The organism is Brevibacterium ammoniilyticum, assembly GCF_038429965.1.
GTDB classification, from domain to species: Bacteria; Actinomycetota; Actinomycetes; order Actinomycetales; family Brevibacteriaceae; genus Brevibacterium; species Brevibacterium ammoniilyticum.
This window is the reverse complement of sequence record NZ_BAABNP010000005.1, coordinates 177,097-200,733: the sequence shown is the minus strand read 5'-3', so window position 1 is coordinate 200,733 and position 23,637 is coordinate 177,097. Positions and strand designations below refer to the sequence as shown.

Below are 23,637 nucleotides of genomic sequence, written 5' to 3'. Positions count from 1 at the left end.
TCGAGACGCAGAGTGAATGAATCGCCGAGGCGGTCCCGTGGATCTCAGTGCAGTGCTGAAGCGGTCTCCGGCTCGGTGGGATGCGGCGATGCAACAGTTTGCAGCAATACGAGTTGTTGTCATTCTCGTCATCTTCGATAGCGTGGTGAGCACACATCAACGGAAGGTCCAGCTCATGCTCACCCGACTGCACGATGTTCTGCGTCTGCGGACGAACCCGATCATCTTCTTCTCCTCGGCGGCCGTGATCACCCTCTTCGTCCTCGGCACGATCCTCTTCACCGACGCCCTCGACACCGGGGTCTCCGCGGCCTCGGACTGGCTGCTGCGCAACCTCGGATGGTTCTACATCCTCGGCGTCACCGCCTTCCTCGTCTTCCTCATCTACATCGCCGCCTCTCGGTACGGGCGGGCGAAACTCGGTCCCGACGACGAACCTCCGGAGCATTCCAACGGTGCCTGGTTCGCGATGCTCTTCGCTGCCGGGATCGGGTCGATCCTGATGTTCTGGGGTGTCGCCGAACCGGTCAGCCACCTCGGCGATCCGCCGCGGGCAAGCACCGGCATCGAACCGGGCACCGTCGAGGCGGCAGTCGACGCGATGAACTTCACCTATTACCACTTCACCCTGCACACGTGGACGATCTTCACGCTGCCGGCGCTGTGCTTCGCCTACTTCATCCACAAACGGAACCTGCCGCCGCGGGTGAGTTCGATCTTCCAGCCCATTCTCGGCGAGAGGATCCATGGTCCCATCGGCAAGACTATCGACGTCGTCGCGATCATCGGCACGGTCTTCGGCGTCGCGGTCTCGATCGGGCTCGGGACGCTGCAGATCAACGGTGGGCTCGCTCAGCTCTTCGGCATTCCGGAAAGCGCGCTGTGGCAGCTCATCATCATCGGCGTCGTCTGCGGACTCGCGACGATCTCGGTGTCCCTGGGCCTGGACAAGGGTATCAAGGTCCTGTCGAACATCAATATCGTCGTCGCGATCCTGCTGCTCATCTTCATCATCGTTCTCGGACCGACGCTGTTCATGGCGCGCGGGATCTTCGAATCGCTGGGCACCTACATCCAACAGCTGCCGCAGCTCGCCCTGTGGAACGACACTTTCGCCGACACCGGCTGGCAGAGCAGCTGGACGGTCTTCTACTGGGCATGGACGATCACGTGGTCTCCGTTCGTCGGCATCTTCATCGCCCGCATCTCGCGGGGACGTACTATCCGCCAATTCGTGATCGGCGTGCTCGCGATCCCCTCGGCGTTCTCAGTCGTCTGGTTCGGCGTATTCGGCTACGCGTCCTTCGACATCGAATTCAACCAGGGAGGAGGACTCGTCGATCGCGTCGTCAACCAGGGTGACATCCCCGGAGCGCTGTTCGCCTTCCTCGAGAACTATCCGCTGGCAGGACCGGTCTCGACGGTGGCGATCCTCCTCGTCGTCATCTTCTTCGTTACGTCCGTCGACTCGGCTGCGCTCGTCGTCGACACTATGAACAACGGGCACGAGGACTTCAACCCGCTGCCGCAGCGGATCTTCTGGGCGCTCGCGATCGCCGTGGTCACCGCAACCCTGCTCGTCTTCTCCGGCACCGGTGGCCTCGAAGCGCTGCAGTCGACGATCATCCTCGTCGGACTGCCTTTCTTCGTCATCGCCTACTTCCAGATCTATGCACTCATGCGCGCGCTTCGCGAAGATGCAGGGGAGCTGCCAAGGGTGCGGATGAGACGGTGGAAGAAGGTGCTCCCGCCCGAGGAGGTCGAACGCCGCGAGGACGCGGGCGATGAGTTCAACGACGAGTACGACGACTCGGTCGAAACCGTCGTCGCGCCCGAACCCGTAGAACCTGCACCGGAGTTCCGGGACCCATATGTCGACGAGTCTGCGAAGCGCAGTGCCCGGTCGAAGCGGCAGAGCACATTGGCCAGTCGCACCGGGAGCAAAGCCCGACCGAAGGGGGAGTCGGGTTGAGGCGGGTCCGGCATGCCCCAGGAATAATGGAGGCACGCAATTCGGAAGCACAGAAGATTCGGGTGCGGAAGCGCTAGGCTCGGTTCCCACCGGGATTGGGCCATGTTCGAAGCCTGCACGACGAGGTTCCGGAAGGGAGCTCTCGATGGACATCGGCGAAGTGTTATCGGCCGGCGGAGAACTGCTGGGCTGGTGGTTCGAGACGTTCAAGTCCTCGGAAGAGACGCTCGAGACTGAAGACGGTGCCGATTCCGAAGACGGAACCGAGCCCAATGGCCCTGAACCCGACGGTCCCGACGACCAGGGTGGCCCCGAGGCGGAGTGACCGCAGCACAGCAGAGGGCCGGCCGCTCACCTCACTGGTGAACGACCGGCCCCGCGACGCGAACAGCACGTGGGCGGTCACCGACCGCCTGCGCAGCCACAGCCTCGGCGATCAGCGGGACATCACTGCCCGGACTTGATCATCTCCGCGAGCTTCTCACCCATCATCATCACGGTGATGTTCGGGTTGACGGTGGTGATCTCCGGCATCGCCGAGGCGTCGACGACGCGCAGACGGTTGACGCCCTTGACCCGCAGCTGCGGATCGAGCGGCGCCGAGACGTCGTCGGCCGCACCCATCTTCGCCGTGCCCACCGGGTGGTAGACGGTGTTGTGGGTGCGCACGATGTAGTCCTCGAGCTCCCCATCAGTCTGCGCCTCGGTGCCGGGGAACAGCTCACGACCGGCCCACTCGGACATCGCATCCTGCGAGACGATCTCCCGGGCCTTGCGGATGCCGGCGATCATCACGCGCATGTCGTGACCGTCGGGATCGGTGAAGTAGCGCGGATCGACGAGCGGCTTGTCACGGAAGTCGCACGAACGCAACCGCACCGTGCCGCGCGAGCGCGCATGCGTGACGTTCGGGGTGAGGCAGAACGTGTTCTCCGAGGTCGGGTAGCCCTGACGCACCGTGTGCATGTCGAAGGGCACCGAACCGTAGTGCATCATGAGGTCCGGACGATCGAGTCCATCCTCGGTGGGGGAGAAGATGCCGATCTCCCACCACTGCGTCGAGTCCTCGACCATCGGCTTCTTCGCCTCCCACGAGATCACTCCCTCGGGGTGGTCCTGGAGGTTCTCACCGACTCCCGGCGCGTCGACACGGGTCTCGATGCCCACCTCGGCGAGGTGGTCTGCCGGACCGATGCCCGAGAGCATGAGCAGCTGCGGGGTGTTGATCGCACCGGCGGAGACGATGACCTCCTTCTTCGCCTCGATCCGGTGGGTCTTGCCGAAGGCGTTGTTGACCACGAGGACGCCGGTGGCGTTGTTCTCGTCGTCGAACTCGATCTCCTTGGCCTGGGTGTCGGTGAGGATCGTGAGGTTCTCACGGTCGAGGATCGGGTGGAGGTAGGACACCGAGGAGGACGACCGGGTGCCGTCGTCCTTGCGGTTGACCTGGAAGAAGTTCGCCCCGTTGATGACGGTCTCGCCCTCGTTGAACTGCACCTTCGGGATGCCGGCCTGCTCGCACGCCTCGAGGAGCGCGATGCCGCAGGGATCGACCGGGGGCACGTTCATCAGACGCACCGGGCCGTCATGGCCGTGGTGGTCGCCGGGCAGCTCATTGTTCTCGAGCTTCCTGTACAGGCCGAAGGTGTCCTTCGAGCCCCAGCCGGTGGCCCCGTACTTCGTCTCCCACTCGTCGAGGTCCTCCTTCGGCGCCCAGAAGGCGATGCACGAGTTGTGCGAGGAGCACCCGCCGAGGACCTTCGCCCGCGCGTGGCGCATGAACGAGTTGCCGTGCTCCTGCTTCTCGATCGGGTAGTCCCAGTCGAACCCGGATTCGAGGAGCTCCATCCACCTGTTGAGGCGGAGGATGACGTCCTCGTCGACGTCGGTGGGACCGGCCTCGAGCAGGCCGACGGTGACGCTGGGGTCCTCGCTCAGGCGAGCGGCGACCGCGGCTCCGGCCGATCCGCCTCCGACGACGACGTAGTCAAAGCTGTGCGTGGTATCCACGGGGACTCTCCTCATTCGCTCTCGGTGTGCACGGGGAACCAGCCGGTGACGGCGGGCTCGAGGTTGTGGTAGATGTGCTTGGCCTCCTGGTACTCGGCCATGCCGGTGGGTCCGAGCTCACGCCCGAACCCGGACTGTTTGAAACCGCCCCATTCGGCCTGCGGCAGGTACGGGTGGAAGTCGTTGATCCAGATCGTGCCGTGGCGCAGCTTCGCCGCGACCTCCTGGCACTTGCCCGCATCCTGCGTCCACACGGCGCCGGCGAGACCGTAGATGGTGTCGTTGGCCGTGTCGACCGCCTCGTCGACGGAGGAGAAGGTCTCGACCGTGACGACGGGACCGAACGCCTCATCGGAGACCACGGACATGCCGCGTTCGACCTGGTCGAGCACGGTGGGCAGGTAGTAGTAGCCGTTCTCGAGGTCGCCCTCGCCCCACTTGCCGCCGCAGCGCACACGGGCACCTTCGGCCACGCCCTTCTCCACGTACTTCGTCACCTTGTCGCGGTGGGCGGCGGAGATGAGCGGTCCGGTTTCGGCGTCGGGATCGAAGGGCCCGCCGAGGCGGATCTGGGAGGCCCGTTCGACGAGCTTGTCGACGAACTCCTCGGCGATCGACTCCTCGACGATGAGACGGGCACCGGCCGAGCACACCTGGCCGGAGTGGACGAACGCGCCGTTGAGCGCATTGTCGAGGGCCGCATCGAGGTCGGCGTCGGCGAACACGACGTTGGGATTCTTGCCGCCGAGCTCGAGCGCGACCTTCTTCACGGTCGCGGCGGCGTTGGCGGCGAGGAGACGTCCGGTGATGAGGCCGCCGGTGAAGGAGACCATGTCGACGTCCTCGCTCGTCGACAGTGGGGCGCCGGCATCGGCACCCGCGCCGAGGATCAGGTTGCCGACTCCGGCGGGCAGCCCGAGCTCCTCCATGACCTGCATCGTCATGATCGCGGTGTGCGGGGTGAGTTCGGCCGGCTTCAGGACGAAGGTGTTGCCCGCAGCCAGACACGGGGCGATCTTCCACGCGGCCTGCAGCAGCGGGTAGTTCCACGGGGTGATGAGCGCGCACACGCCGACGGGTTCGTACGAGATGCGGCTGACGACGGCGTCGGAGCCGGCGTCGACGATACGACCGGCGTCGTTGGCAGCGAGCTTGCCGAAGTAGTCGAAGCAGTTGGCGATGTCGTCCATGTCGATGCGCGACTCGATGATCCGCTTGCCGGTGTCCAGCGACTCGGCGACGGCGAACTCCTCCTTGCGCTCGCGCAGCACGGAGGCGAAGCGGAGCAGGAAGTCACCGCGTTCGCTGGCGGGCACGCTCGACCAGACGCCGGAGTCGAAGGCGCGGCGGGCCGCGGCGATCGCGAGCTCGGTGTCGGCGGGGCTGGCTTCGTCGACGACGGCGACGAGAGTGTCATCGGCAGGATTGCGGATCTCACGGGTGCGGCCGTCCTGGGCCGAGACCCACTGTCCATCGATGAAGAGTGTGTTGGGCACGATGTCTCCTATTCCTGGTGCGATCGTTCGGATGCGTTCGTGTGGTCAGCGATCATAGCCGCCGGCACGATGCGCCGACAGGTGGGCTGAAGGTGGTGGAGAGGAATCCGTCGACGGTGACGGAGATTTCGCCGAGGCGGTTGCGAATCCCCGATGCAGAAGCAGGTTGACGACATCTGTCGTTTCTGCGGCCATGAAAACCCCACTGACTGCGTGTGCATGGGTGGTCGCCCCGGAAGACGAGGCTCTCTGATCGGTTCGCGACGAGTCTAACAGAGCGATCGGAGCGGACTCCGAGGTGGGAATGGCTGTGATCCGAGGGTGGGGGAGCGGGCGATCCGAGTGCGCGGATGCAGGTGAGGACGTGTCCCCGCCCACAAGGTGCCTGACGCGAGTGTGGACTAGAATGGTGCGGAATCATTGAAAAGTCTTTATAGGGAGAATCGTGGCCCAAGGGGATTCGCGAGACAGCCAGCACAACCGCCGACAGGACTCGTCGTCCTCGCGCGGGCCACGACATTCCGACCGCCGAGGCGGCTACCAGGGCCAGCGTCGCAACGACGATGACCGCCGTGGTGGCTACCAGGGCAACCGCCGTGACGATGACCGCCGTGGTGGCTACCAGGGCAACCGCCGTGACGATGACCGTCAGGGTGGTTACCGCGGCAACCGCGGCAACGATGACCGCCGGGATGGCTTCGGCGGGGACCGTCGCAACGACGGTGAGCGCCGTGGTGGGTATCAGGGCAATCGCCGTGATGACGACCGCCGAGGTGGCTACCAGGGCCAGCGCCGGGATGATGACCGCCGAGGCGGCTTCAGCGGGGACCGTCGCAACGACGGTGAGCGTCGTGGCGGGTACCAGGGCAATCGTCGTGACGATGACCGCCAGGGTGGTTACCGCGGCAACCGCGGCAACGACGACCGCCGAGATGGCTACCAGGGCCAGCGTCGTGATGATGATCGTCGGGGTGGGTTCGGCGGAGATCGCCGCAACAACGATGATCGCCGTGGCGGTTACCAGGGCAATCGCCGAGATGACAACCGGCAGGGCGGCTACCGCGGGAACCGTAACGACGGCGAACGCCGAGGTGGCTATCAGGGCAACCGTCGCGACGATGACCGTCGCGGTGGTTACCAGGGCAATCGCCGTGACGACGATCGTCAGGGCGGTTACCGCGGAAACCGCGGCGACGATGACCGCAGGGGCGGCTATCGCAGCGACCGTCGTGGCGACGATCGCCGGGACGGCTACCAGGGCAGACGCGGCAGCGATCGCGGCGGCTACGGCCGCAACAACAACGACCGTCGCGCCTCCCGCGCGACCGACACGGGCGACTACGCACGCGAGCAGCGCGCTCGCCGCCCCCGCCTCCAGGAACCCGAGATCCCCGAGGACATCACCGGCAAGGAACTCGACAAGGAGATCCGTGGCCAGCTGCGCTCTCTCGACAAGGAGAACGCCGAGACCGTCGCCAAGCACCTCGTCGCGACCGGTGGCTTCCTCGACGTCGACCCCGAACGCGCCTACGAACACGCGAAGGCCGCAATGGCCCGCGCCGGCCGCGTCGGACTCGTCCGTGAAGCGCTCGGCATCGCGGCCTACCACGTCGAGAAGTACGACGAAGCCGTCCGCGAACTGCGCACGCATCGCCGCATCTCCGGGTCGAACGAGAACATCGCCCTCATCGCCGACGCCGAACGCGGCCGCGGCAAGCCGGAGAAGGCCCTCGAACTGCTCGAATGGGCCAAGGAAGCCGAACTCGACAATGACACTCGCACCGAGCTCGTCATCGTCGCCGCCGGCGCCAAGTCCGACCTCGGCGACATCGATGCAGCCCGCGCGCTCATCGAGGCCGAGGACTTCACTCAGCGTCCGAGCGGTGCGCTCGTCCGCCTGATGTCCGCCTACGCCGAGGTGCTGCGCCTCCACGGTGAGACTGAACTCGCCGACAAGTACGAAGAGCTGTCCCGCCGCACCGCGAAGGCCACGGGAACCCTGTTCGGCGACGAAGAGCCCGACCCGAACTTCGGCGTCGAGATCGAGACCATCGAGGAGATCCCCGACGAGGATCTCCAGGGCGGAGACGACGCAGACGCTGACTCGAACGGTGACTCTGACTCGAACACCGACGCCGACGCCGATGTAGAGGCTGACGCGCATGCCGACGCCGACGCAGACGAAGACGTGGCAGCGGATGACTTCGCGTCGAACGGCACGGCGTCGAACGGCACGGTGTCGGACGAGACCCCGTCGACCGACGAGAGCGCGCTGAACGCCGATGCCGGGCAGACCGGCTCGACGGACGACGAAGCTCCGACCTCGACAGGTGAGGAGGCCAGCGCGGAATCCGCTGCCGACGACTCAGCACCTGCAGCCGAGGCGGATGCTCCGACCTCTACAGCGCCCTCCTCGAAGACGCATGTCTCCGAGAAGGAGCTGAAGAAGGTCAAGGTCTCCGACGACGAGATCGAAGCAGAGCTTGACGAGCTCCTCGCCGAAGCGGACGCCGCCGACTCTGCTGAAACGCAGATCGCCTCCGATGCGACCGACGGTGACGCGAACGCCGACGCCGTCGAAGCGCCGAACGCCGGCGACGAGGCAGATGCGACACCGGCCGACGACACTGCGACCGACGCCGACGACACCGCGACCGACGAGCCGGAGGGATCGGACTCGGCGAACGGAGATCGGTGACCGAGGCCGCTGAGCACGCCCGAGACCACGGCGTCCCCGCGGGGACGCCGATCGACGGCGTGCTCTTCGACCTCGACGGCGTCGTCTACCACGGCCCCGAGGCCATCCCCGGCGCGGTCACCGGCATCACCGGACTCCACGACCGCGGCATCCCCGTCGGCTATGTGACGAACAACGCGACCCGCACCGCCGAGGTCGTCGCCGCCCACATCTCCGACCTCGGCATCCCCACCGCCCCCACCGATGTCATCACCTCACCCCAGGTCCTCGCGGCCCGCCTCAGCGAGGAGTACGGCGCGGGTGCGAAGATCCTGCTCGTCGGCACGACCGGACTCTCCGAGGCGCTCACCCAAGCGGGCCTGACGATCGTCGACTCCCTCGAGGACACTCCCGCCGCCCTTGCGCAGGGACTCGACCCGCACATCGACTACGCCGGCATCGTCCGCGCCGCCGAAGCGATCACCACCGGCCTCGACTGGTGGGCGACGAACCCCGACTTCTCGATGGTCGGCCGGGCGAGCAGAGTTCCCGGCAACGGCGCCTTCCTCGACATGCTCTCCCGTCTCACCGACCGAACTCCGCGCATCGTCGGCAAACCCTCCCCGGACGTCATGACCCACGCCGGGAAGCGGCTCGGCGCCGCCCGCCCGCTCATGGTCGGCGACCGCCTCGACACCGACATCGAAGGCGGCAACCGGGCCGGCTTCGACACCGCCCTCGTCCTCACCGGCGTCCACGATCTCCACGACGCCCTGGCCGCCGATCCGATCCGCCGGCCCACGTTCATCCTGCCGACGCTTGACGACCTGCCGCGCGTGCTCGACTCCGCGAAAGCGCGGCCGCAGGACGCAGAAGGACACGGCGTGGAGCTCGCCCCCGCCTCCGGCGGCAGGGAGCTCCACCTCGCCGAGGCGGCACTCACCGACCCGGCTGCGATCGAAGGCGCGCTGCGTCTGGCCTGGCAGGCGATCGACGCCGGTGAGAGCATTGAGCCGGGAAACCTGCCGAGGAGGATCGATGACTGAGACCCCTGCCCCGACACCGGGAAGCGCCAACAAGGACGTCCCCGCCGAGGCGTGGAAGCGTGATCTCGCGGCCGCCGCCGAGGCCCCGGCCGCCGACCGGCACACCGCGATCTCCGCCCTCCTCGACGACCTCGACACCCAGGTGGGTTCTCTGTGAGCCACCCCGGCCCGACCCCTCCTGGGCAGCCTGATTCCGGCCAGCCCGACCCCGGCCGACCCGAACTCGACGACGCCCCACCACAGGGACCCCAGCCCCGCACCCGCCTCGACCGTGCCCTCGTCGACCGCGGCCTGCTGCCCTCCCGCTCCCGCGCCGCCCGTGAGATCGCCGCCGGCCGCGTGAGCGTCAACGGCACCACAGTGGTCAAACCCGCCGTCGAGGTCACCGCCGCAGACACCCTCACCGTCGACGACCCGGACCCGTGGGTCGCCCGCAGCGCCCACAAACTCCTCGGCGCCCTCACCGACTTCGGCATCGACCGCCTCGACGGGCTCACCGCCCTCGACGCCGGCGCCTCGACCGGCGGATTCACCCAGGTCCTTCTCAGCCGCGGCGTCGCCGAGGTCTGGGCCGTCGACGTCGGCCACGACCAGCTCGCCGAGACCCTGCGCACCGACGCCCGCGTCCACGTCCGCGAAGGCCTCAACCTCCGGGCCCTCTCAGGCTCCGATGTGCCCGCCCACGGCGTCGACCTCGTCGTCGCCGACGTCTCCTTCATCTCCCTGCGCCTCCTCCTCGAACCCCTCCTGGCCACCGTCCGCCCCGGCGGCGAACTCCTCCTCATGGTCAAACCCCAGTTCGAACTCGCCCGCTCCGTCCTCGACAAGCACGGCGTCGTCACGAAGCCCGCCGACCGCCGCCGCGCGATCGCCTCCGTCCTCGACGCGATCGAGACGACAGGGGCCCGCGTCACCGACATCGCCGCCTCGGCGCTTCCCGGACCCAGCGGAAACCGGGAGTACTTCCTGCGTGTTCGACCCGAATCCACCCCACCTGCGTCCGATAGGCTCGATACGGCGGCGGTCCGCGCCCGCCTCGAGGAGATCATGGAAGGAGAGTCGTGAGCCGGTACATCATGGTGCTGCTCCACCCGCAGCGCGAGGACTCCGCGGTCGCCGCGGTGCAGGTGTGGAAGGCCCTCCTCGACGACGGCATCACCCCCGTCGTCCTCGACGAGGAGATCCTCGACGTCGCCTCCCGCAGCTCCTACCCGGACGTCCACCAGGACCTCCTCTCCCGCTGCGTCATCATCAGCGCCAGCCAGCTCGCGACGTGGAAGTCCAAGTGCGAACTCGTCATCGTCCTCGGCGGCGACGGCACGATCCTGCGCGCCGCCGAACGCTTCCACGGCTCCGGGGTCCCGCTCATGGGCATCAACCTCGGCCACGTCGGATTCCTCGCCGAAAGCGAGAAGGAGGACCTCGCCGAGGCGGTCCACCGTGCCTCCGAACGCGACTACCTCGTAGAGGAGCGGCTCGCCCTCGACGTCAGCGTCTGGCATGAGGGCGAGCAGATCTACTCGGCCTGGGCGCTCAACGAGGCGACCGTCGAGAAGACCTCGAAGTCACGGATGATCGACGTCGTCCTCGGCGTCGACTCCCGCCCCGTCTCCGCATTCGGCTGCGACGGCGTCATCCTCGCCACCCCCACCGGGTCGACCGCATACTCGTTCTCCGCCGGCGGACCCATCGTGTGGCCCGAGGTCGAAGCGCTCCTCCTCGTCCCGATCTCCGCCCACGCGCTGTTCACCGAACCGCTCGTGGTCAACCCGAACTCCCGCCTCGGCGTGGAGATCACCCCATCGAACCCCGACTTCGCCGCCGTCCTCTGGTGCGACGGCCGCCGGGCCCTCGAACTGCCCGCCGGGGCCCGGGTCGAAGCCAAGCGCTCGGAATCCCCGATCAAGCTCGCCCGCCTCCACACCGGTCCCTTCACCGACCGCCTCGTCGCGAAGTTCCGCCTCCCCGTCTCCGGGTGGCGGGGACCGATCGAAGGAGGCTGAATGATCTCCGAACTGCGCATCTCCCACCTCGGCGTCATCGCCGCAGCCGAGGTCGAACTCGCCCCCGGATTCACCGTCGTCACCGGTGAGACCGGTGCCGGCAAGACGATGTTCGTCTCCGCCCTCAGCCTGCTCATGGGGGAGAAGGTCGGTGCCGGGGTCGTCCGCACGGGCGCGGAGAAGGCCGAGGTCGAAGGCATCTTCACCGAGGTGCCCGAACCCGTGCAGACCCGCATCGAAGAGGCCGGGGGCAGCGCCGAGGACGAGGCGATCATCTCCCGCACCGTCGCCAGCAAAGGCCGGGCGCGGGCGACCGCCGGCGGCCGGACCGTGCCCATCGGTGTGCTTGCCGAGATCGCCGATGACCTCATCACCCTCCACGGCCAGTCCGAACAGCTCCGACTCAAGGGCCAGACCGCGCAGCGCCGCCTCCTCGACGCAGCCGGAGGACCGGCCCTCGCCGACGCCGCCGAGGCATACCGGACCGCGTTCGGGCACTGGCGGGAGACCGAGGCCCGCGTCCAGCGCATCAAGGACTCCACCGCGGCCAGGCGCGAACGCATCCTCTGGCTCCAGGGCTGCCTCGACGCGATCGACACAGTCCGCCCCCAACCCGGCGAGGACGAGGCACTCACCGCCCTGGCCGCGAAGCTCGGTGCCGCCGCCGACATCACCCGCGCCGTCGGCGGCGCCCACGACCTCCTGCTGGGCTCCGAACTCGATGAGACCGGTGCCGCCGTCGACCGGGTCCACGAGGCGATCAGCGCACTCACCGACGTCGAGAGCTCCGACCCCGAACTCGTCCGCATCCGCGAGGGCCTCTCCGACACGGTGCTGCGCCTCTCCGACGCCGCAGCGGAGCTCAGCTCCTACCTCTCCGGCTTCGACGAACTGGGGGAGACCTCGCTCGAGGAGACCGAAGCCCGCCGTGCCGAACTCGGCACGCTCGCCCCCTACGGGGACACCGTCGCCGAGGTCCTCGACTTCGAGACCCGCGCGGCCGCCGAACTCACCGAACTCGAAACCGAGGACCGCGACCTCGACCAGCTCGACGCCGAACTCGCCGCCGCCGAGGCGGCCATGCGGGAGACCGGGGGCGCCCTCAGTGAGGCCCGCCGGGCGACCGCGGAGACGTTCTCCGCTGCGGTGAGCGAGGAGCTCACGGCCCTGTCGATGCCCAAGGCGCAGGTGCGCTTCGAGATCACCGACCGCGAACCCACGATCCACGGCCTCGACGACATCCGCCTCACCTTCGCCCCGCACGACTCCTCACGCGGCGACGACATCGGCAAGGTCGCCTCCGGCGGTGAGCTCTCCCGCGTCATGCTCGCCATCGAGGTCGTCCGCGCCGCCGAGGACGGAGTGCCCACGTACGTCTTCGACGAGGTCGACGCCGGGGTGGGCGGACGGGCCGCAGTCGAGATCGGCCGCCGGCTCGCGAAACTCGCCCGCCACGCCCAGGTCATCGTCGTCACCCACCTCCCGCAGGTCGCCGCGTGGGCGGACACGCATGTGACGATCGTCAAGGACGACGACGCAGAGACCGTGCGCTCAGGGGTGCGGGAACTCAGCGAGGACGAACGCGTCGTCGAGCTCTCCCGCATGCTCGCCGGGATGGAGGACTCCGCCTCGGCGAAGGCCCACGCAGCCGAACTCCTCGACTCCGCGCGGCAGGTCAAAGCCGGGTCCGTCGCGGCCTCATGAGAGAATAGGCGAACCATGAAAGCGCGCAGACTACGGGAGAACCCCCCTGTCCCGACCCGGTCCGATGCGGCCCCGGCCAAGCTCGACCGACGGACGAAGGACCTCACGAAGCGCTTGGCCCCCGGTGACATCGCGATCATCAAGCACTCCGACATCGACCGCGTCTCCGCCGAGGCGCTCGTCGCGTGCCGCCCCGTCGCCGTGATCAACGCGGACAAGTCGATCTCCGGCCGCTACCCGAACCTGGGCCCCGGGATCATCGTCGACGCGGGAATCCCGCTCATCGACGCCACCGGGGCCGAGATCTTCGACACGGTGGCAGAAGGCGACGAGATCAGCATCGAATCCGGCACCGTCTACCGGAACGGCACCGAGGTGGCCTCCGGCGTCTTCCAGACCCCGGAGACCATCGCCGAGGACATGCACGAAGCCGAAGCCGGCATGAACTCCGTGCTCGTCGACTTCGTCGACAACACCATCGAGTACATCCGCAAGGACTCCGACCTCCTCTCCGCCGAACTCGTCGTCCCCGAGGTGCGCACCGACTTCAGCGGCCGCCACGCCCTCATCGTCGTCCGCGGCTACCACTACAAAGAGGACCTCGCGATCCTCGCCTCCTACATCCGGGAGTACCGGCCCCTGCTCATCGGCGTCGACGGCGGTGCCGATGCGATCCTCGAAGCCGGCTACAAACCCGACATGATCGTCGGCGACATGGACTCCGTCTCCGACTCGGCGCTGACCTCCGGGGCCGAGATCGTCGTCCACGCCTACCGTGACGGCCACGCCCCGGGCACCGAACGGGTCCAGGCCCTCGGCGTCGACTGCGTGGCCTTCGCCGCCTCCGGCACGAGCGAGGACATCGCGATGCTGCTCGCCGACGACAAGGGCGCGGACCTCATCGTCGCCGTCGGCACCCACGACACCCTCATGGAGTTCCTCGACAAGGGACGCAAGGGCATGGCCTCGACGTTCCTCACCCGACTGCGCGTGGGCTCGAAGCTCATCGACGCCAAAGGCGTGTCCCTGCTCTACCGGCAGCGGATCTCCAGCCTCCAGCTCACCGTGCTCATCATCGCCGGTCTCGTCGCCCTCGGCGTCGCACTGACTGCGACCGCGGCCGGGCAGACGTTCCTCGGACTCATCGCCGCCCAGCTCGACAGCGTCTTCGGGTGGATCGGCTCCCTGTTCGGCGGCGACCCCGCTGTGACCTCCGACTCCGCCGGCGCGTTCTGGGCCGGACTCGACTCAAGGACACTCAAGTGATCGACTTCCGCTACCACCTCGTCTCCCTCGTCTCGGTGTTCCTCGCCCTCGCCGTGGGCATCGTCCTCGGCGCCGGCCCCCTCAAGGAGCCCATCGGCGAATCCCTGCAGAGCCAGGTCGACGCCCTGCGCACCGACCGCGACGACCTGCGCGGGAAGCTCGAGGCCGCCAACGGCAACATCGACAAGCAGAACGACTTCGTCACCGCCGCCGCCCCCGAACTCATCGGCGACACCCTCAAGGGCACGACGATCACGATGATCTCCGCCCCCGACGCTCAGCAGGAGCAGGTCGAACAGGTGAGCAACCGGATCAAGGAGGCAGGCGGCACGATCGCCGGGGACGTCTCCTTCGTCGACGACGCGCTCAGCGTCAGCGGTGCCGGGGACTTCCTCACCACTTTGCGCGGCATCTTGCCCGCCCTGCCCGCCGACGACGCCACCGCCATCCGCTCGGCGCTCGTCATCGCCCTGACCGGCAAGGCCTCGATGCTCGCCGAAGGCAAGGACCGCGACGACGCGCAGGCCAAGGCCGGGGAGCTCTTCACCGCCTTCGTCGATGCCGGCCGCCTGCGCACCGACACCGACCACAAGACCACCGACCTCTTCGTCATCATCGACGACGAGGACTCCCAGCTCGCCGACGAGACGAAGCCGAGCCCCGACGCCACGAACGACCAGGCGACCCGCGACATCATCACCGAGTTCGTCAACGCCCTGACCGCGGAGGCGAAGTCCGTCGTCGTCGCAGGCGACGCCGCCTCGGCGCAGAACGGCCTCGTCTCCGTGCTGCGCACCGAGAAGTCCCGCGCCTCGACCGTCGACGGTCTGGGCCTGAGCGCCGGCGCCATCATCACGGTCCGCGCGATCGCCGCCGGCAACGCCGGCACCCACGGCCACTTCGGCTTCGCCTCGGACGCCGAATCGATCCTGCCCGGGAAGGTCTGACATGATCCGCACCCTCGTGTCCTCCGCCGTCGCCGGACTCATCGGCTACGGCGTGACGAAAGCCGTGCTCCACTCGCCGCTGCGCACCCACCGCTCGACCGTGCGGACCAACCATGCCGGCCGCGACGTCTCCCTCGTCGAAGGCCCCGCCGTGACCGCGGGGCTCCTCGCCGGCAGCGTCCTCATCGAGGACCCCCGCCAGCGCGCGGCCACCCTGCTCGCGACCTCGATCTCCGGGGCCCTCGGCGCCGTCGACGACTTCATGGAATCCGGGTCGTCGAAGGGTCTGCGCGGCCACCTCAGCGCTCTGGCCCACGGTGAGATCACGACCGGGGCGATCAAGGTCACCGGCATCCCCGTCGCCGCGATCATCGCCGCCGCCGTCCTCGGACCCGAATCCAGCCGCCGCCGCGGACTGCTCGACTGGGTGCACCCGGCCGAAGAACGGTCATGGTGGCAGGCCGCGGTCGAGACCGTCGTCACCGGCGGCGTCATCGCCGGTACCGCGAACCTCTTCAACCTCCTCGACCTCCGCCCCGGTCGCGCGCTCAAGGCCGGCCTCCTCGTCGCAGGTCTCATGCCGCACCAGCGGAACGTCACCTGCGTGCCGACCGCGGTGGTCACCGGCACGAGCATCGCCGCGTGGCCCGATGACCTCGACGGGTCCGTCATGCTCGGCGACACCGGCGCCAATGCGCTCGGCGCCGCCATCGGCACCACTCTCTCTGCGAACCTGACGCCCAGACAGCGCGCCGTCGTCCTCGCCGTCCTCGTCGGCCTCACCCTGGCCAGCGAGAAGGTCTCCTTCACCACCGTCATCGAATCCACCCCCGGACTGCGCGAGATCGACGCCTTCGGGCGAGCGGTGAAGTGAATAAGCTGGTACGGGTCTTCGCCTCCGCGGCGCTGCTCGTCTCGGTCATCACCCTCATCACCCGACTCGTCGGGTTCCTCCGGTGGCTCGTCTTCTCCGGATCCGTCGGCGCCGGCACCGTCGGCACCGCGTACCAGAGCGCCAACCAGGTGCCGAACATCCTCTTCGAGGTCGTCGCCGGCGGAGCGCTGGCCGGAGCGATCATCCCGCTGCTCGCGATCCCGCTCGCCCGCTCGGACCGGGACACGGCGGGCCGCATCGCCTCGGCGCTGCTGACCTGGGCGGTGAGCGTGACCCTGCCCCTGTCGGTCATCCTCGCCGTCTTCGCCCAGCCGATCGCGGGCCTCCTCGTGCCCCGCGCGGGAGACGAACAGGTCGCCACGGCCGTGTTCCTCCTCATGTTCTCCCCGCAGCTCGTCCTCTACGGCATCGGCGCGGTCCTCACCGGCGTCCTCCAGGCCCACCGGAAGTTCCTCTGGCCGGCCTTCGCCCCGCTGCTCTCGAGCCTCGTCGTCATCGGCTCCTACATCACCTACCGCAGCGTCGGCGGCACGGATGCCACGTGGGAGACCCACATCGGGTGGCTCGGCTGGGGGACCACCGCCGGAGTCGCCGCCCTCGCCCTCCCGCTGGCCCTGCCGATGCGCAGCACCGGACTGACGATCCGCCCCACCTGGGTCTTCCCACCCGGTGTGGCCCACCGGGCACTCCGCCTGGCCGGAGCCGGAATGACCGCGCTGCTCGCCCAGCAGGGCGCCGTGCTCGTCACAATGCTCCTGTCCAACCGCTCCGGCGGCACCGGCACGTTCGTCCTCTTCAACTACATCAACGCCGTCTACCTCCTGCCCTACGCTGTGCTCGCGATCCCCGTGGTCACGGTGATGTTCCCGACGCTGTCGACCTGGGTCGGGCGGACCAAGGACGTCGACCTCCCCCCTGCGGACCGGGCGGGTGCGGAAGTGCGGCTGCGGTCGATGACGGCGACCACCTCGGCGGTCATCGTCACCATCGGACTCCTCGGCACCGTCATCCTCTTCAGCGCCGCCGGCCCCCTGCAGTCGTTCTTCACCGCCATCGACGCCGTCGGCGGGAAGGACGCCGCACCCTTCGACGCGATGAGCACAGCGATCATGGTCATGGCCCTCGCCGTGCCCGGCTGGTCGTTCATCGCGTGGGGATCGCGGATCTTCTACGCCCTCGAACGCTCCCGGCACGCCGCCGTCGCGACGACGACCGGGTGGGTCCTCGTCATCGTCGGCATGGTCGCGACGATCGCCCTCACCGAGGCGGCCGGCAGTCCCGCCCGCACGCTCGTGGCGATCTGCCTGGGCTATGTCATCGGCATGAGTGCGGCCGCCGTATCGCTGCTCGTCTCGATCCGCCGGGTCCTCGGTCCCGAGGCTCTGCGCGGTCTCCTGCGCCGGGGGCTGCTCTCCCTCGGTGCCGCCGCGGTCGCCTCGGGCATCGGCGTCCTCGTCGCGTGGTGGCTTGCGGGCCTGCTCGGCACGGCCGCCGTGCCCTCGGTCATCGTCGGCGTCCTCGCAGCCCTCGTCGGGGTCCTCGTGTTCGCAGGCCTTCACCTCCTCGATCGCGGCTACGTCGCCGAGGTGCGCGGCATGCTCGCCTCCCGCCGGCAGGCCCCGCCCGCCCAGGATCCGGCCGTGCCGACCGTTCCCGAACCCGGCCCCGACCACGAGGGTCCCGGCATCCCGCCGTCGACGCCCGGCACCGCACCCGGAACAGCACCCGGAACCCAGTCGGACACTGATGAGGAGAGACCATGAGGATCGTCTACGTCATCGGCACCTCGACGGGAGGGGTCGGCACGCATGTGCGGGCCCTGGCCCGCGATGTCGCCGCGGCCGGCAACGAGGTCGGCGTCATCGGACCGGCGGAGACCGATGAGCACTTCGGGTTCTCCGCCCTGCCCGGGGTGCGCTTCGCCGCCCTCGACGTCGGCACCGGCGTCGACCCGCGCGACACCGTGCTCGTCGCCCGGCTGCGCCGCATCCTGCGCGGCTTCGGCCCCGATGTCGTCCACGCGCACGGCTTCCGCGCGGGCCTGCTCGCCTACCTCGCCACCCGGCTGCTGCGTCCCCGACCGCGGTTCATCGTCAGCCTCCACAACCGCGCCTCGAGCACCGGAGTGCGCGGAAGCGTCGAGACGGGGATCGAACGTCTGCTCGCTCGCGGTGCCGATCTCACGCTCGCCGCGAGCACCGACCTCGTCGTCCGCGCCCACGAGCTCGGCTCCCGTGACGCCCGCTTCGCCCCGGCCGCAGCCCCCGCCGTGCGCACCGTCACCGCCGCCGAGGCGGCAGCGACCCGCCGCGCGCTCGCCGCGCAGTTCGGGTTCTCCGAGGACGCCGTCATCGTCCTCGCCGTCGGGCGGGTCGCCCCGCAGAAGAACTACGGCATGCTCGTGCGCGCCCTGACCCGCCTCGGCGCGGACGCAGATCACCTCCGCGACGTCGACGCGGACCGGGCCGACGCAGCGGACGCGGATGGGGACGAGGCAGCGGACCGACGCGAGATCGTCGTCCTCGTCGCCGGGGCCGCCGATGAGACCGTGCTCGCCGACATCCGCGCACAGTACGCCGAGGCCGCGGCCGCCTCGGCGCTGCCGGCCCTCCACTTCCTCGGCGCCCGTCAGGACATCGCCGAACTCGGCGCCGCCGCGGACATCTACGTGCTCACGAGCGTGTGGGAGGCCCGCGCCCTCGTCCTCCAGGAGGCGCTCATCACCGGTCAGCCGATCGTCGCCACGGCGACCGGCGGGACCCCGGAGCTCGTCGCCGACGCCGGTGTCCTCATCGACTCCGACGACGATGCGGCGCTCGCCGAGGCGATCCGGACCCTCGCCGCCGACCCGGCGCTGCGCGAGGAACTGGGGGAGCGGGCCCGCAACCGCGGCCGTGAGCTGCCCGACGAAGCCGCCGTCGCCGCCGAGATCCTCGCCGTCTACGCCGAAGCCGACACCGAGCGCTGAGCCGGGCGACAACGCGCACTGAATCCCTGCGGTTTCCGCGCGTTCGATCCCCGCGGTTTCCGTGCACTGAGCAAGCACGGATACCGGCAGGTAGGCTGATGCGGCCGTTGCCCGAAACGGTGCCGTCTCCCAGGTAGGCTAGAGACACACCAACGAGAAGGACGAGGGAATGACCGAGACCGATCAGATCGAGCCGCTGAGCACGCAGACACGGATCCTCCACGTGCTCGCCGACACCACGGAACCCGTCGCCGAAGTGGCGAAGCTCGCCGTCATCGGTCACCTGCGCGCCGGCCACCAGGTCGCCCTCGCCGCCCACCCCTCGATCCTGGAGACCCTCGAGGTGCCCGCAGACCTGGTCGAGAACTACCGGGAGATCGAGCTGAGCGCCAAGCGCCGCCTCTCACCCTCCGACCCCGCCTCGGCGTTCACCCTCCACAAGATCTACCCGCACGTCGACATCGTCCACGGTCACGGCCTCCACGCGGCCACCCTCACGGGACTCGGCTTCACGGGTCTGCCTTCGCGGCTGAGCCCCCGGGCCATCGGCACGATCGAGAACTTCGACCCCGCCGACGTCATCGAGAAGACCGGGGCGGAGATCGTCGCCCGCACCGCCAGCGCGGTCCTCGGCACGACCGAACCCGTCGTCGAATGGTTCTCCGGCTCCGTGCCGCTGACCGAACGCGCCGAACTCGTCACCCCCGACATCGACTCCGACCTCACGGTCACCGCCTCCCGCGCGCAGGTGCGCCGCGAACTCGGCATCGACGAGGGCACGTGGATGGTCGCGAGCCCCATCGCGCTCAAGGACCACACGGCGCTCGCGACCGTCCTCGACGCCGCCGACCAGATCAACCGGCGCCGCCCCGACCGCCGGGTCGTCTTCGTGCTCACCGGCACCGGACGCGACCGCCGCCAGATCGCCCGGGCGTTCGCCGACCGCGGGGTCATCGTCGCCCCGACCGGTGACCTCGTCGACGTCGTCGCGGCCGCCGACGTCGTCATCGCCGCCGAGCAGATGACGGGCCTGAGCCACGAGGACCTCATGCAACTGGCCAAGCCCACCGTCTTCATCGGCGCCGAACGCCGCGCCGGCATCTGGGGTGACGCAGCCGACATCGTCCCCGCCGACGACACCGACGCCCTGCTGAGTGAGATCAATCATCTTCTCGACGACCCGTCCGCGCGCGGAGCCCAGGCGATCGCAGCGAAGAAGCGTGTCATCGACGTCGACAGCCCCTCGGAGATCGCGGCGAGCCTGCTCGGTCTCTACGCCGAGGTCGAGGCCCGGTCGAAGACGGCAAGCCGAGTTTGATAGAATCAAATTCCGTGGTGAATCGAACCGGGCCGACTGAGCCGAACACAGTAAAGCACATCTTCGTCACGGGAGGCGTCGCCTCCTCTCTCGGCAAGGGTCTGACGGCATCGAGCCTCGGACACCTGCTCACACAGCGCGGCATCAAGGTCGCCATGCAGAAGCTCGACCCCTACCTCAATGTGGATCCGGGCACGATGAATCCGTTCCAGCACGGTGAGGTCTTCGTCACCGAGGACGGAGCGGAGACCGACCTCGACATCGGCCACTACGAGCGCTTCCTCGACATCGACCTCGACGGGGCCGCGAACGTCACGACCGGTCAGGTCTACTCCTCGGTCATCGCCAAGGAGCGCCGCGGCGCCTACCTCGGCGACACCGTCCAGGTCATCCCGCACATCACGGACGAGATCAAGTCCCGGATGCGCGCCCAGGCCGAACGTCCCGCCGAGGACCGTCCCGATGTCATCATCACCGAGATCGGCGGCACCGTCGGCGACATCGAGTCCCAGCCGTTCCTCGAGGCCGCCCGCCAGGTCCGCCACGACGTCGGCCGCGACAACGTCTTCTTCATCCACGTCTCCCTCGTGCCCTACCTCGGGCCCTCGGGCGAGCTGAAGACCAAGCCGACCCAGCACTCGGTGGCAGCCCTGCGCTCGATCGGCATCCAGCCCGACTCGATCGTGCTCCGCTCCGACCGCGAGCTGCCCGACTCGATCCGCGGCAAGATCGCCTCGTCGTGCGACGTCGACATGGAAGCGGTCGTGTCCTGCGTCGACGCCCGCAGCATCTACGACATCCCCAAGGTCCTCCACGACGGCGGCCTCGACGTCTACGTCATCCGCCGCCTCAACCTGCCCTTCCGCGACGTCGACTGGACGAAGTGGGACTGGGTCCTCGACCGCGTGCACAAGCCCGCCCACGAGGTGACGATCGGCGTCGTCGGCAAGTACATCGACCTGCCCGACGCCTACCTCTCCGTCACCGAGGCCCTGCGCCACGGCGGGTTCGCCAACGATGCGAAGGTCCGGATCGAATGGATCCAGTCCGACAGCTGCGAATCCGACGCCGAGGCGGCTGCCGTCCTCGGCGGCCTCGACGCGATCTGCATCCCCGGAGGCTTCGGCATCCGCGGCATCGAAGGCAAGGTCGGCGCCCTGAAGTTCGCCCGCGAGAACAACATCCCGACCCTCGGTCTGTGCCTGGGTCTGCAGTGCATGGTCATCGAGTACGCACGCAACGTCGCCGGCATCGAGGGCGCCTCGTCCTCGGAGTTCGACCCCGACACGAAGTTCCCCGTCGTCGCGACGATGGCCGAGCAGATGTCGATCGTCGACGGTGAGGGCGACCTCGGCGGCACGATGCGCCTGGGCACCTACCGGGCGAAGCTCGACGAGGGCAGCGTCGTCGCCGAGACCTACGGCTCGACCGACATCAGCGAACGCCACCGTCACCGCTACGAGGTCAACAACGCCTACCGGGACGACCTCGCCGAGGCGGGGCTGAAGTTCTCGGGCACCTCGCCCAACGGCGAGCTCGTCGAATTCGTCGAACTGCCCGAGTCCGAGCACCCGTACTTCGTCTCGACCCAGGCCCATCCCGAGCTCAAGTCGCGTCCGACGAAGCCGCATCCGCTCTTCGCGGGACTCGTCGCCGCAGCCCTGAAGCAGAAGTGAGGGCCGGGCGCCGATGAGCGATCTGCACGACGTCCCGTTCACCCCGGAGATCACTGCCTCCGACGAGGTGTATCGGGGCGCCGTGTGGACGATCCGGCGTGAGACCTTCGACCTGCCCGAAGCCGCAGGCCTCGTCCGCGACCTCATGGCCCACACCGGGGCCGTGGCCGTCGCGTGCGTCGACGAGGAGGATCGCCTCCTCCTCGTCCAGCAGTACCGGCATCCCGTCCGGGCGCGTCTGTGGGAGGTTCCCGCGGGCCTGCTCGACATCCCCGGCGAGGATCCGCTCACCGCGGCCAAACGCGAACTCGCCGAGGAGGCCGACCTCACCGCCGCCCGCTGGGAGGTCCTCTCCGACTCGGCGCTGTCACCCGGGGGCAGCAGCGAATCCATCCGCCTCTACCTCGCCCGTGGGCTCAGCCCGGTGCCCGCCGCGGACCAGCATGAGCGCAGCGACGAGGAGGCCGGGTTCGTCTACCGGTGGGTCGGCCTTGACGAGGCCCTCACCGCGATCGGCGAGGGCCGGATCACCAATGCCGTCGCCCAGCTCGCGATCCTCCAGGTGAGCAATGTCTTAGCCGCCGAGGCGGCCGGCCGGAGAACGCGAACGCGCAGTCTCGATGCGCCCCGCCTCCTCGTCGACGGCCGTGACACCCCGCCGGCCGTGCAGCCGACCGACGCGGACTCCTAGACCCCCATGGCCCGGCACGGCGCCGAACTCCTCCCCGAACTGCCTGCGGCGATCGCCCGCGCGATCGGGGCCTACCTCGCAGCCCTGCGCTTCGAACGCGGGCTCTCACTCAACTCCATCGACGCCTACGCCCGTGACCTCGGGAGGTACGGGACGTGGCTGGCAGAAGCCGGGGTGGACCACCTCGGCGAGGTGACCCGCACGCATATCGAGGACTTCGCCCTTCACCTCCAGGACTCCGGTCTCGCCCCGCGCACCCGGGCCCGCGGACTCGTCGCCGTCCGCCGCTTCCACTCCTTCGCCCACGCCGACGGCATCACCGACGCCGATCCCGCCTCCGAGGTCAGCCCGCCGCGGGAGGGACTGCGGCTGCCGAAGGCGCTGTCGGTGGCCGCGATCGAGGCGATGCTCGCGACCACGGGCGGGGAGGAGCCCGCGCAGATCCGGGCCTCAGCCCTCCTCGAACTCCTCTACGCGACGGGCGCCCGGATCTCCGAGGCCGTCGGCGCCGACCTCGACGACATCGACCTGGAGACCGGACTCATCCGCCTCTACGGCAAGGGCGGGAAGGAGAGGATCGTCCCCTTCGGCTCGCATGCCCAGGCAGCGCTCGGGGCGTGGGTGTCCCGGGTCCGCCCGGGGATGGCGGCGAAGGCGAAGGCCGGCACCCAGGCAGGGGCCCTGTTCCTCAACGCCCGCGGCACGCGGATGTCCCGGCAGACGGCGTGGAAGATCGTCGGGCGGGCCGGTGAGCTCGCCGGGGTGGGCACCGAGGTGTCCCCGCACACGTTCCGGCACTCGTTCGCCACCCACCTCCTCGAGGGCGGGGCGGACATCCGCGTCGTCCAGGAACTGCTCGGTCACGCCTCGGTGACGACGACGCAGATCTACACGAAGGTGTCGGAGGAAACATTGCGCGAGGTCTACGCCACCTCGCACCCCCGAGCGCGGTAGGGTTGGTCTCAGCA

General features: G+C 69.0%; 19 protein-coding genes. 17 read left to right on the top strand and 2 right to left on the bottom strand.

The annotated features are described in order from the left end of the window. The first annotated feature begins 175 nt into the window (after nucleotides 1-175). Both AAHA49_RS07890 and AAHA49_RS07885 read left to right on the top strand, forming a co-directional pair. Nucleotides 176-1,972, top strand: coding sequence for a BCCT family transporter (locus AAHA49_RS07890; RefSeq protein ID WP_339393779.1), 1,797 nt, complete (start codon nucleotides 176-178; stop codon nucleotides 1,970-1,972). Nucleotides 1,973-2,117: 145 nt separating this feature from the next. Beyond that, nucleotides 2,118-2,297 (top strand): hypothetical protein, encoded by a 180-nt coding sequence (locus tag AAHA49_RS07885; RefSeq protein ID WP_339393772.1) that lies wholly within the window; start codon nucleotides 2,118-2,120, stop codon nucleotides 2,295-2,297. 122 nt (nucleotides 2,298-2,419) lie between these two features. On the opposite strand, the gene AAHA49_RS07880 is transcribed toward AAHA49_RS07885, so the two are convergent. After that, nucleotides 2,420-3,997, bottom strand: coding sequence for a GMC family oxidoreductase (locus AAHA49_RS07880; protein WP_342037905.1), 1,578 nt, complete (start codon nucleotides 3,995-3,997; stop codon nucleotides 2,420-2,422). After that, complete coding sequence (locus AAHA49_RS07875; RefSeq protein ID WP_339393770.1) at nucleotides 3,994-5,478, bottom strand: aldehyde dehydrogenase family protein; 1,485 nt, start codon at nucleotides 5,476-5,478, stop codon at nucleotides 3,994-3,996. The genes AAHA49_RS07880 and AAHA49_RS07875 overlap by 4 nt, the downstream gene beginning before the upstream one ends. Nucleotides 5,479-5,923: 445 nt before the next feature. Between AAHA49_RS07875 and AAHA49_RS07870 the strand changes: the two genes are divergently transcribed. The 15 genes from AAHA49_RS07870 to xerD all read left to right on the top strand — a co-directional run bounded on the left by AAHA49_RS07870 (nucleotide 5,924) and on the right by xerD (nucleotide 23,623). Then, nucleotides 5,924-8,176 (top strand): hypothetical protein, encoded by a 2,253-nt coding sequence (locus AAHA49_RS07870; RefSeq protein WP_342037904.1) that lies wholly within the window; start codon nucleotides 5,924-5,926, stop codon nucleotides 8,174-8,176. Continuing rightward, nucleotides 8,173-9,201, top strand: coding sequence for an HAD-IIA family hydrolase (locus tag AAHA49_RS07865; protein ID WP_342037903.1), 1,029 nt, complete (start codon nucleotides 8,173-8,175; stop codon nucleotides 9,199-9,201). Before AAHA49_RS07870 ends, AAHA49_RS07865 begins: the two co-directional genes overlap by 4 nt. Continuing rightward, a complete protein-coding gene (locus AAHA49_RS07860; protein ID WP_342037902.1) occupies nucleotides 9,194-9,358 on the top strand; it encodes a hypothetical protein in 165 nt (54 codons plus the stop codon). The genes AAHA49_RS07865 and AAHA49_RS07860 overlap by 8 nt, the downstream gene beginning before the upstream one ends. Further along, nucleotides 9,355-10,266 (top strand): TlyA family RNA methyltransferase, encoded by a 912-nt coding sequence (locus AAHA49_RS07855; RefSeq protein WP_342037901.1) that lies wholly within the window; start codon nucleotides 9,355-9,357, stop codon nucleotides 10,264-10,266. Before AAHA49_RS07860 ends, AAHA49_RS07855 begins: the two co-directional genes overlap by 4 nt. Beyond that, nucleotides 10,263-11,204 carry an NAD kinase gene (locus AAHA49_RS07850; RefSeq protein ID WP_342037900.1) on the top strand — a complete coding sequence of 314 codons (942 nt, stop codon included), beginning with the start codon at nucleotides 10,263-10,265 and terminating at the stop codon, nucleotides 11,202-11,204. The genes AAHA49_RS07855 and AAHA49_RS07850 overlap by 4 nt, the downstream gene beginning before the upstream one ends. After that, nucleotides 11,205-12,908 carry a DNA repair protein RecN gene (gene recN, locus AAHA49_RS07845; RefSeq protein WP_342037899.1) on the top strand — a complete coding sequence of 568 codons (1,704 nt, stop codon included), beginning with the start codon at nucleotides 11,205-11,207 and terminating at the stop codon, nucleotides 12,906-12,908. 15 nt (nucleotides 12,909-12,923) lie between these two features. Further along, nucleotides 12,924-14,174: a putative cytokinetic ring protein SteA gene (gene steA, locus AAHA49_RS07840; RefSeq protein WP_342037898.1), complete on the top strand. Its 1,251-nt coding sequence runs from the start codon at nucleotides 12,924-12,926 to the stop codon at nucleotides 14,172-14,174. Beyond that, nucleotides 14,171-15,121 (top strand): copper transporter, encoded by a 951-nt coding sequence (locus AAHA49_RS07835; RefSeq protein ID WP_342037897.1) that lies wholly within the window; start codon nucleotides 14,171-14,173, stop codon nucleotides 15,119-15,121. The genes steA and AAHA49_RS07835 overlap by 4 nt, the downstream gene beginning before the upstream one ends. A gap of 1 nt (nucleotide 15,122) precedes the next feature. Next, a complete protein-coding gene (locus tag AAHA49_RS07830) occupies nucleotides 15,123-15,995 on the top strand; it encodes a hypothetical protein (RefSeq protein WP_342037896.1) in 873 nt (290 codons plus the stop codon). Next, nucleotides 15,992-17,779, top strand: a complete 1,788-nt coding sequence (gene murJ / locus AAHA49_RS07825; RefSeq protein ID WP_342037895.1) for a murein biosynthesis integral membrane protein MurJ — start codon at nucleotides 15,992-15,994, stop codon at nucleotides 17,777-17,779. The genes AAHA49_RS07830 and murJ overlap by 4 nt, the downstream gene beginning before the upstream one ends. Next, on the top strand, nucleotides 17,776-18,984 hold the full coding sequence (locus AAHA49_RS07820) for a glycosyltransferase family 4 protein (RefSeq protein ID WP_342037894.1): 1,209 nt from the start codon (nucleotides 17,776-17,778) through the stop codon (nucleotides 18,982-18,984). Before murJ ends, AAHA49_RS07820 begins: the two co-directional genes overlap by 4 nt. Before the next feature lie 169 nt (nucleotides 18,985-19,153). Next, nucleotides 19,154-20,302, top strand: coding sequence for a glycosyltransferase (locus AAHA49_RS07815; protein WP_342037893.1), 1,149 nt, complete (start codon nucleotides 19,154-19,156; stop codon nucleotides 20,300-20,302). A gap of 14 nt (nucleotides 20,303-20,316) precedes the next feature. Continuing rightward, the gene (locus AAHA49_RS07810; protein ID WP_342037892.1) at nucleotides 20,317-21,978 is read left to right on the top strand and encodes a CTP synthase; all 1,662 of its coding nucleotides are present in this window, start codon (nucleotides 20,317-20,319) and stop codon (nucleotides 21,976-21,978) included. A 13-nt stretch (nucleotides 21,979-21,991) separates the two neighbouring features. Then, on the top strand, nucleotides 21,992-22,669 hold the full coding sequence (locus AAHA49_RS07805; protein WP_342037891.1) for an NUDIX domain-containing protein: 678 nt from the start codon (nucleotides 21,992-21,994) through the stop codon (nucleotides 22,667-22,669). A 6-nt stretch (nucleotides 22,670-22,675) separates the two neighbouring features. After that, nucleotides 22,676-23,623: a site-specific tyrosine recombinase XerD gene (gene xerD / locus AAHA49_RS07800; protein WP_342037890.1), complete on the top strand. Its 948-nt coding sequence runs from the start codon at nucleotides 22,676-22,678 to the stop codon at nucleotides 23,621-23,623. Nucleotides 23,624-23,637 lie beyond the last annotated feature (14 nt).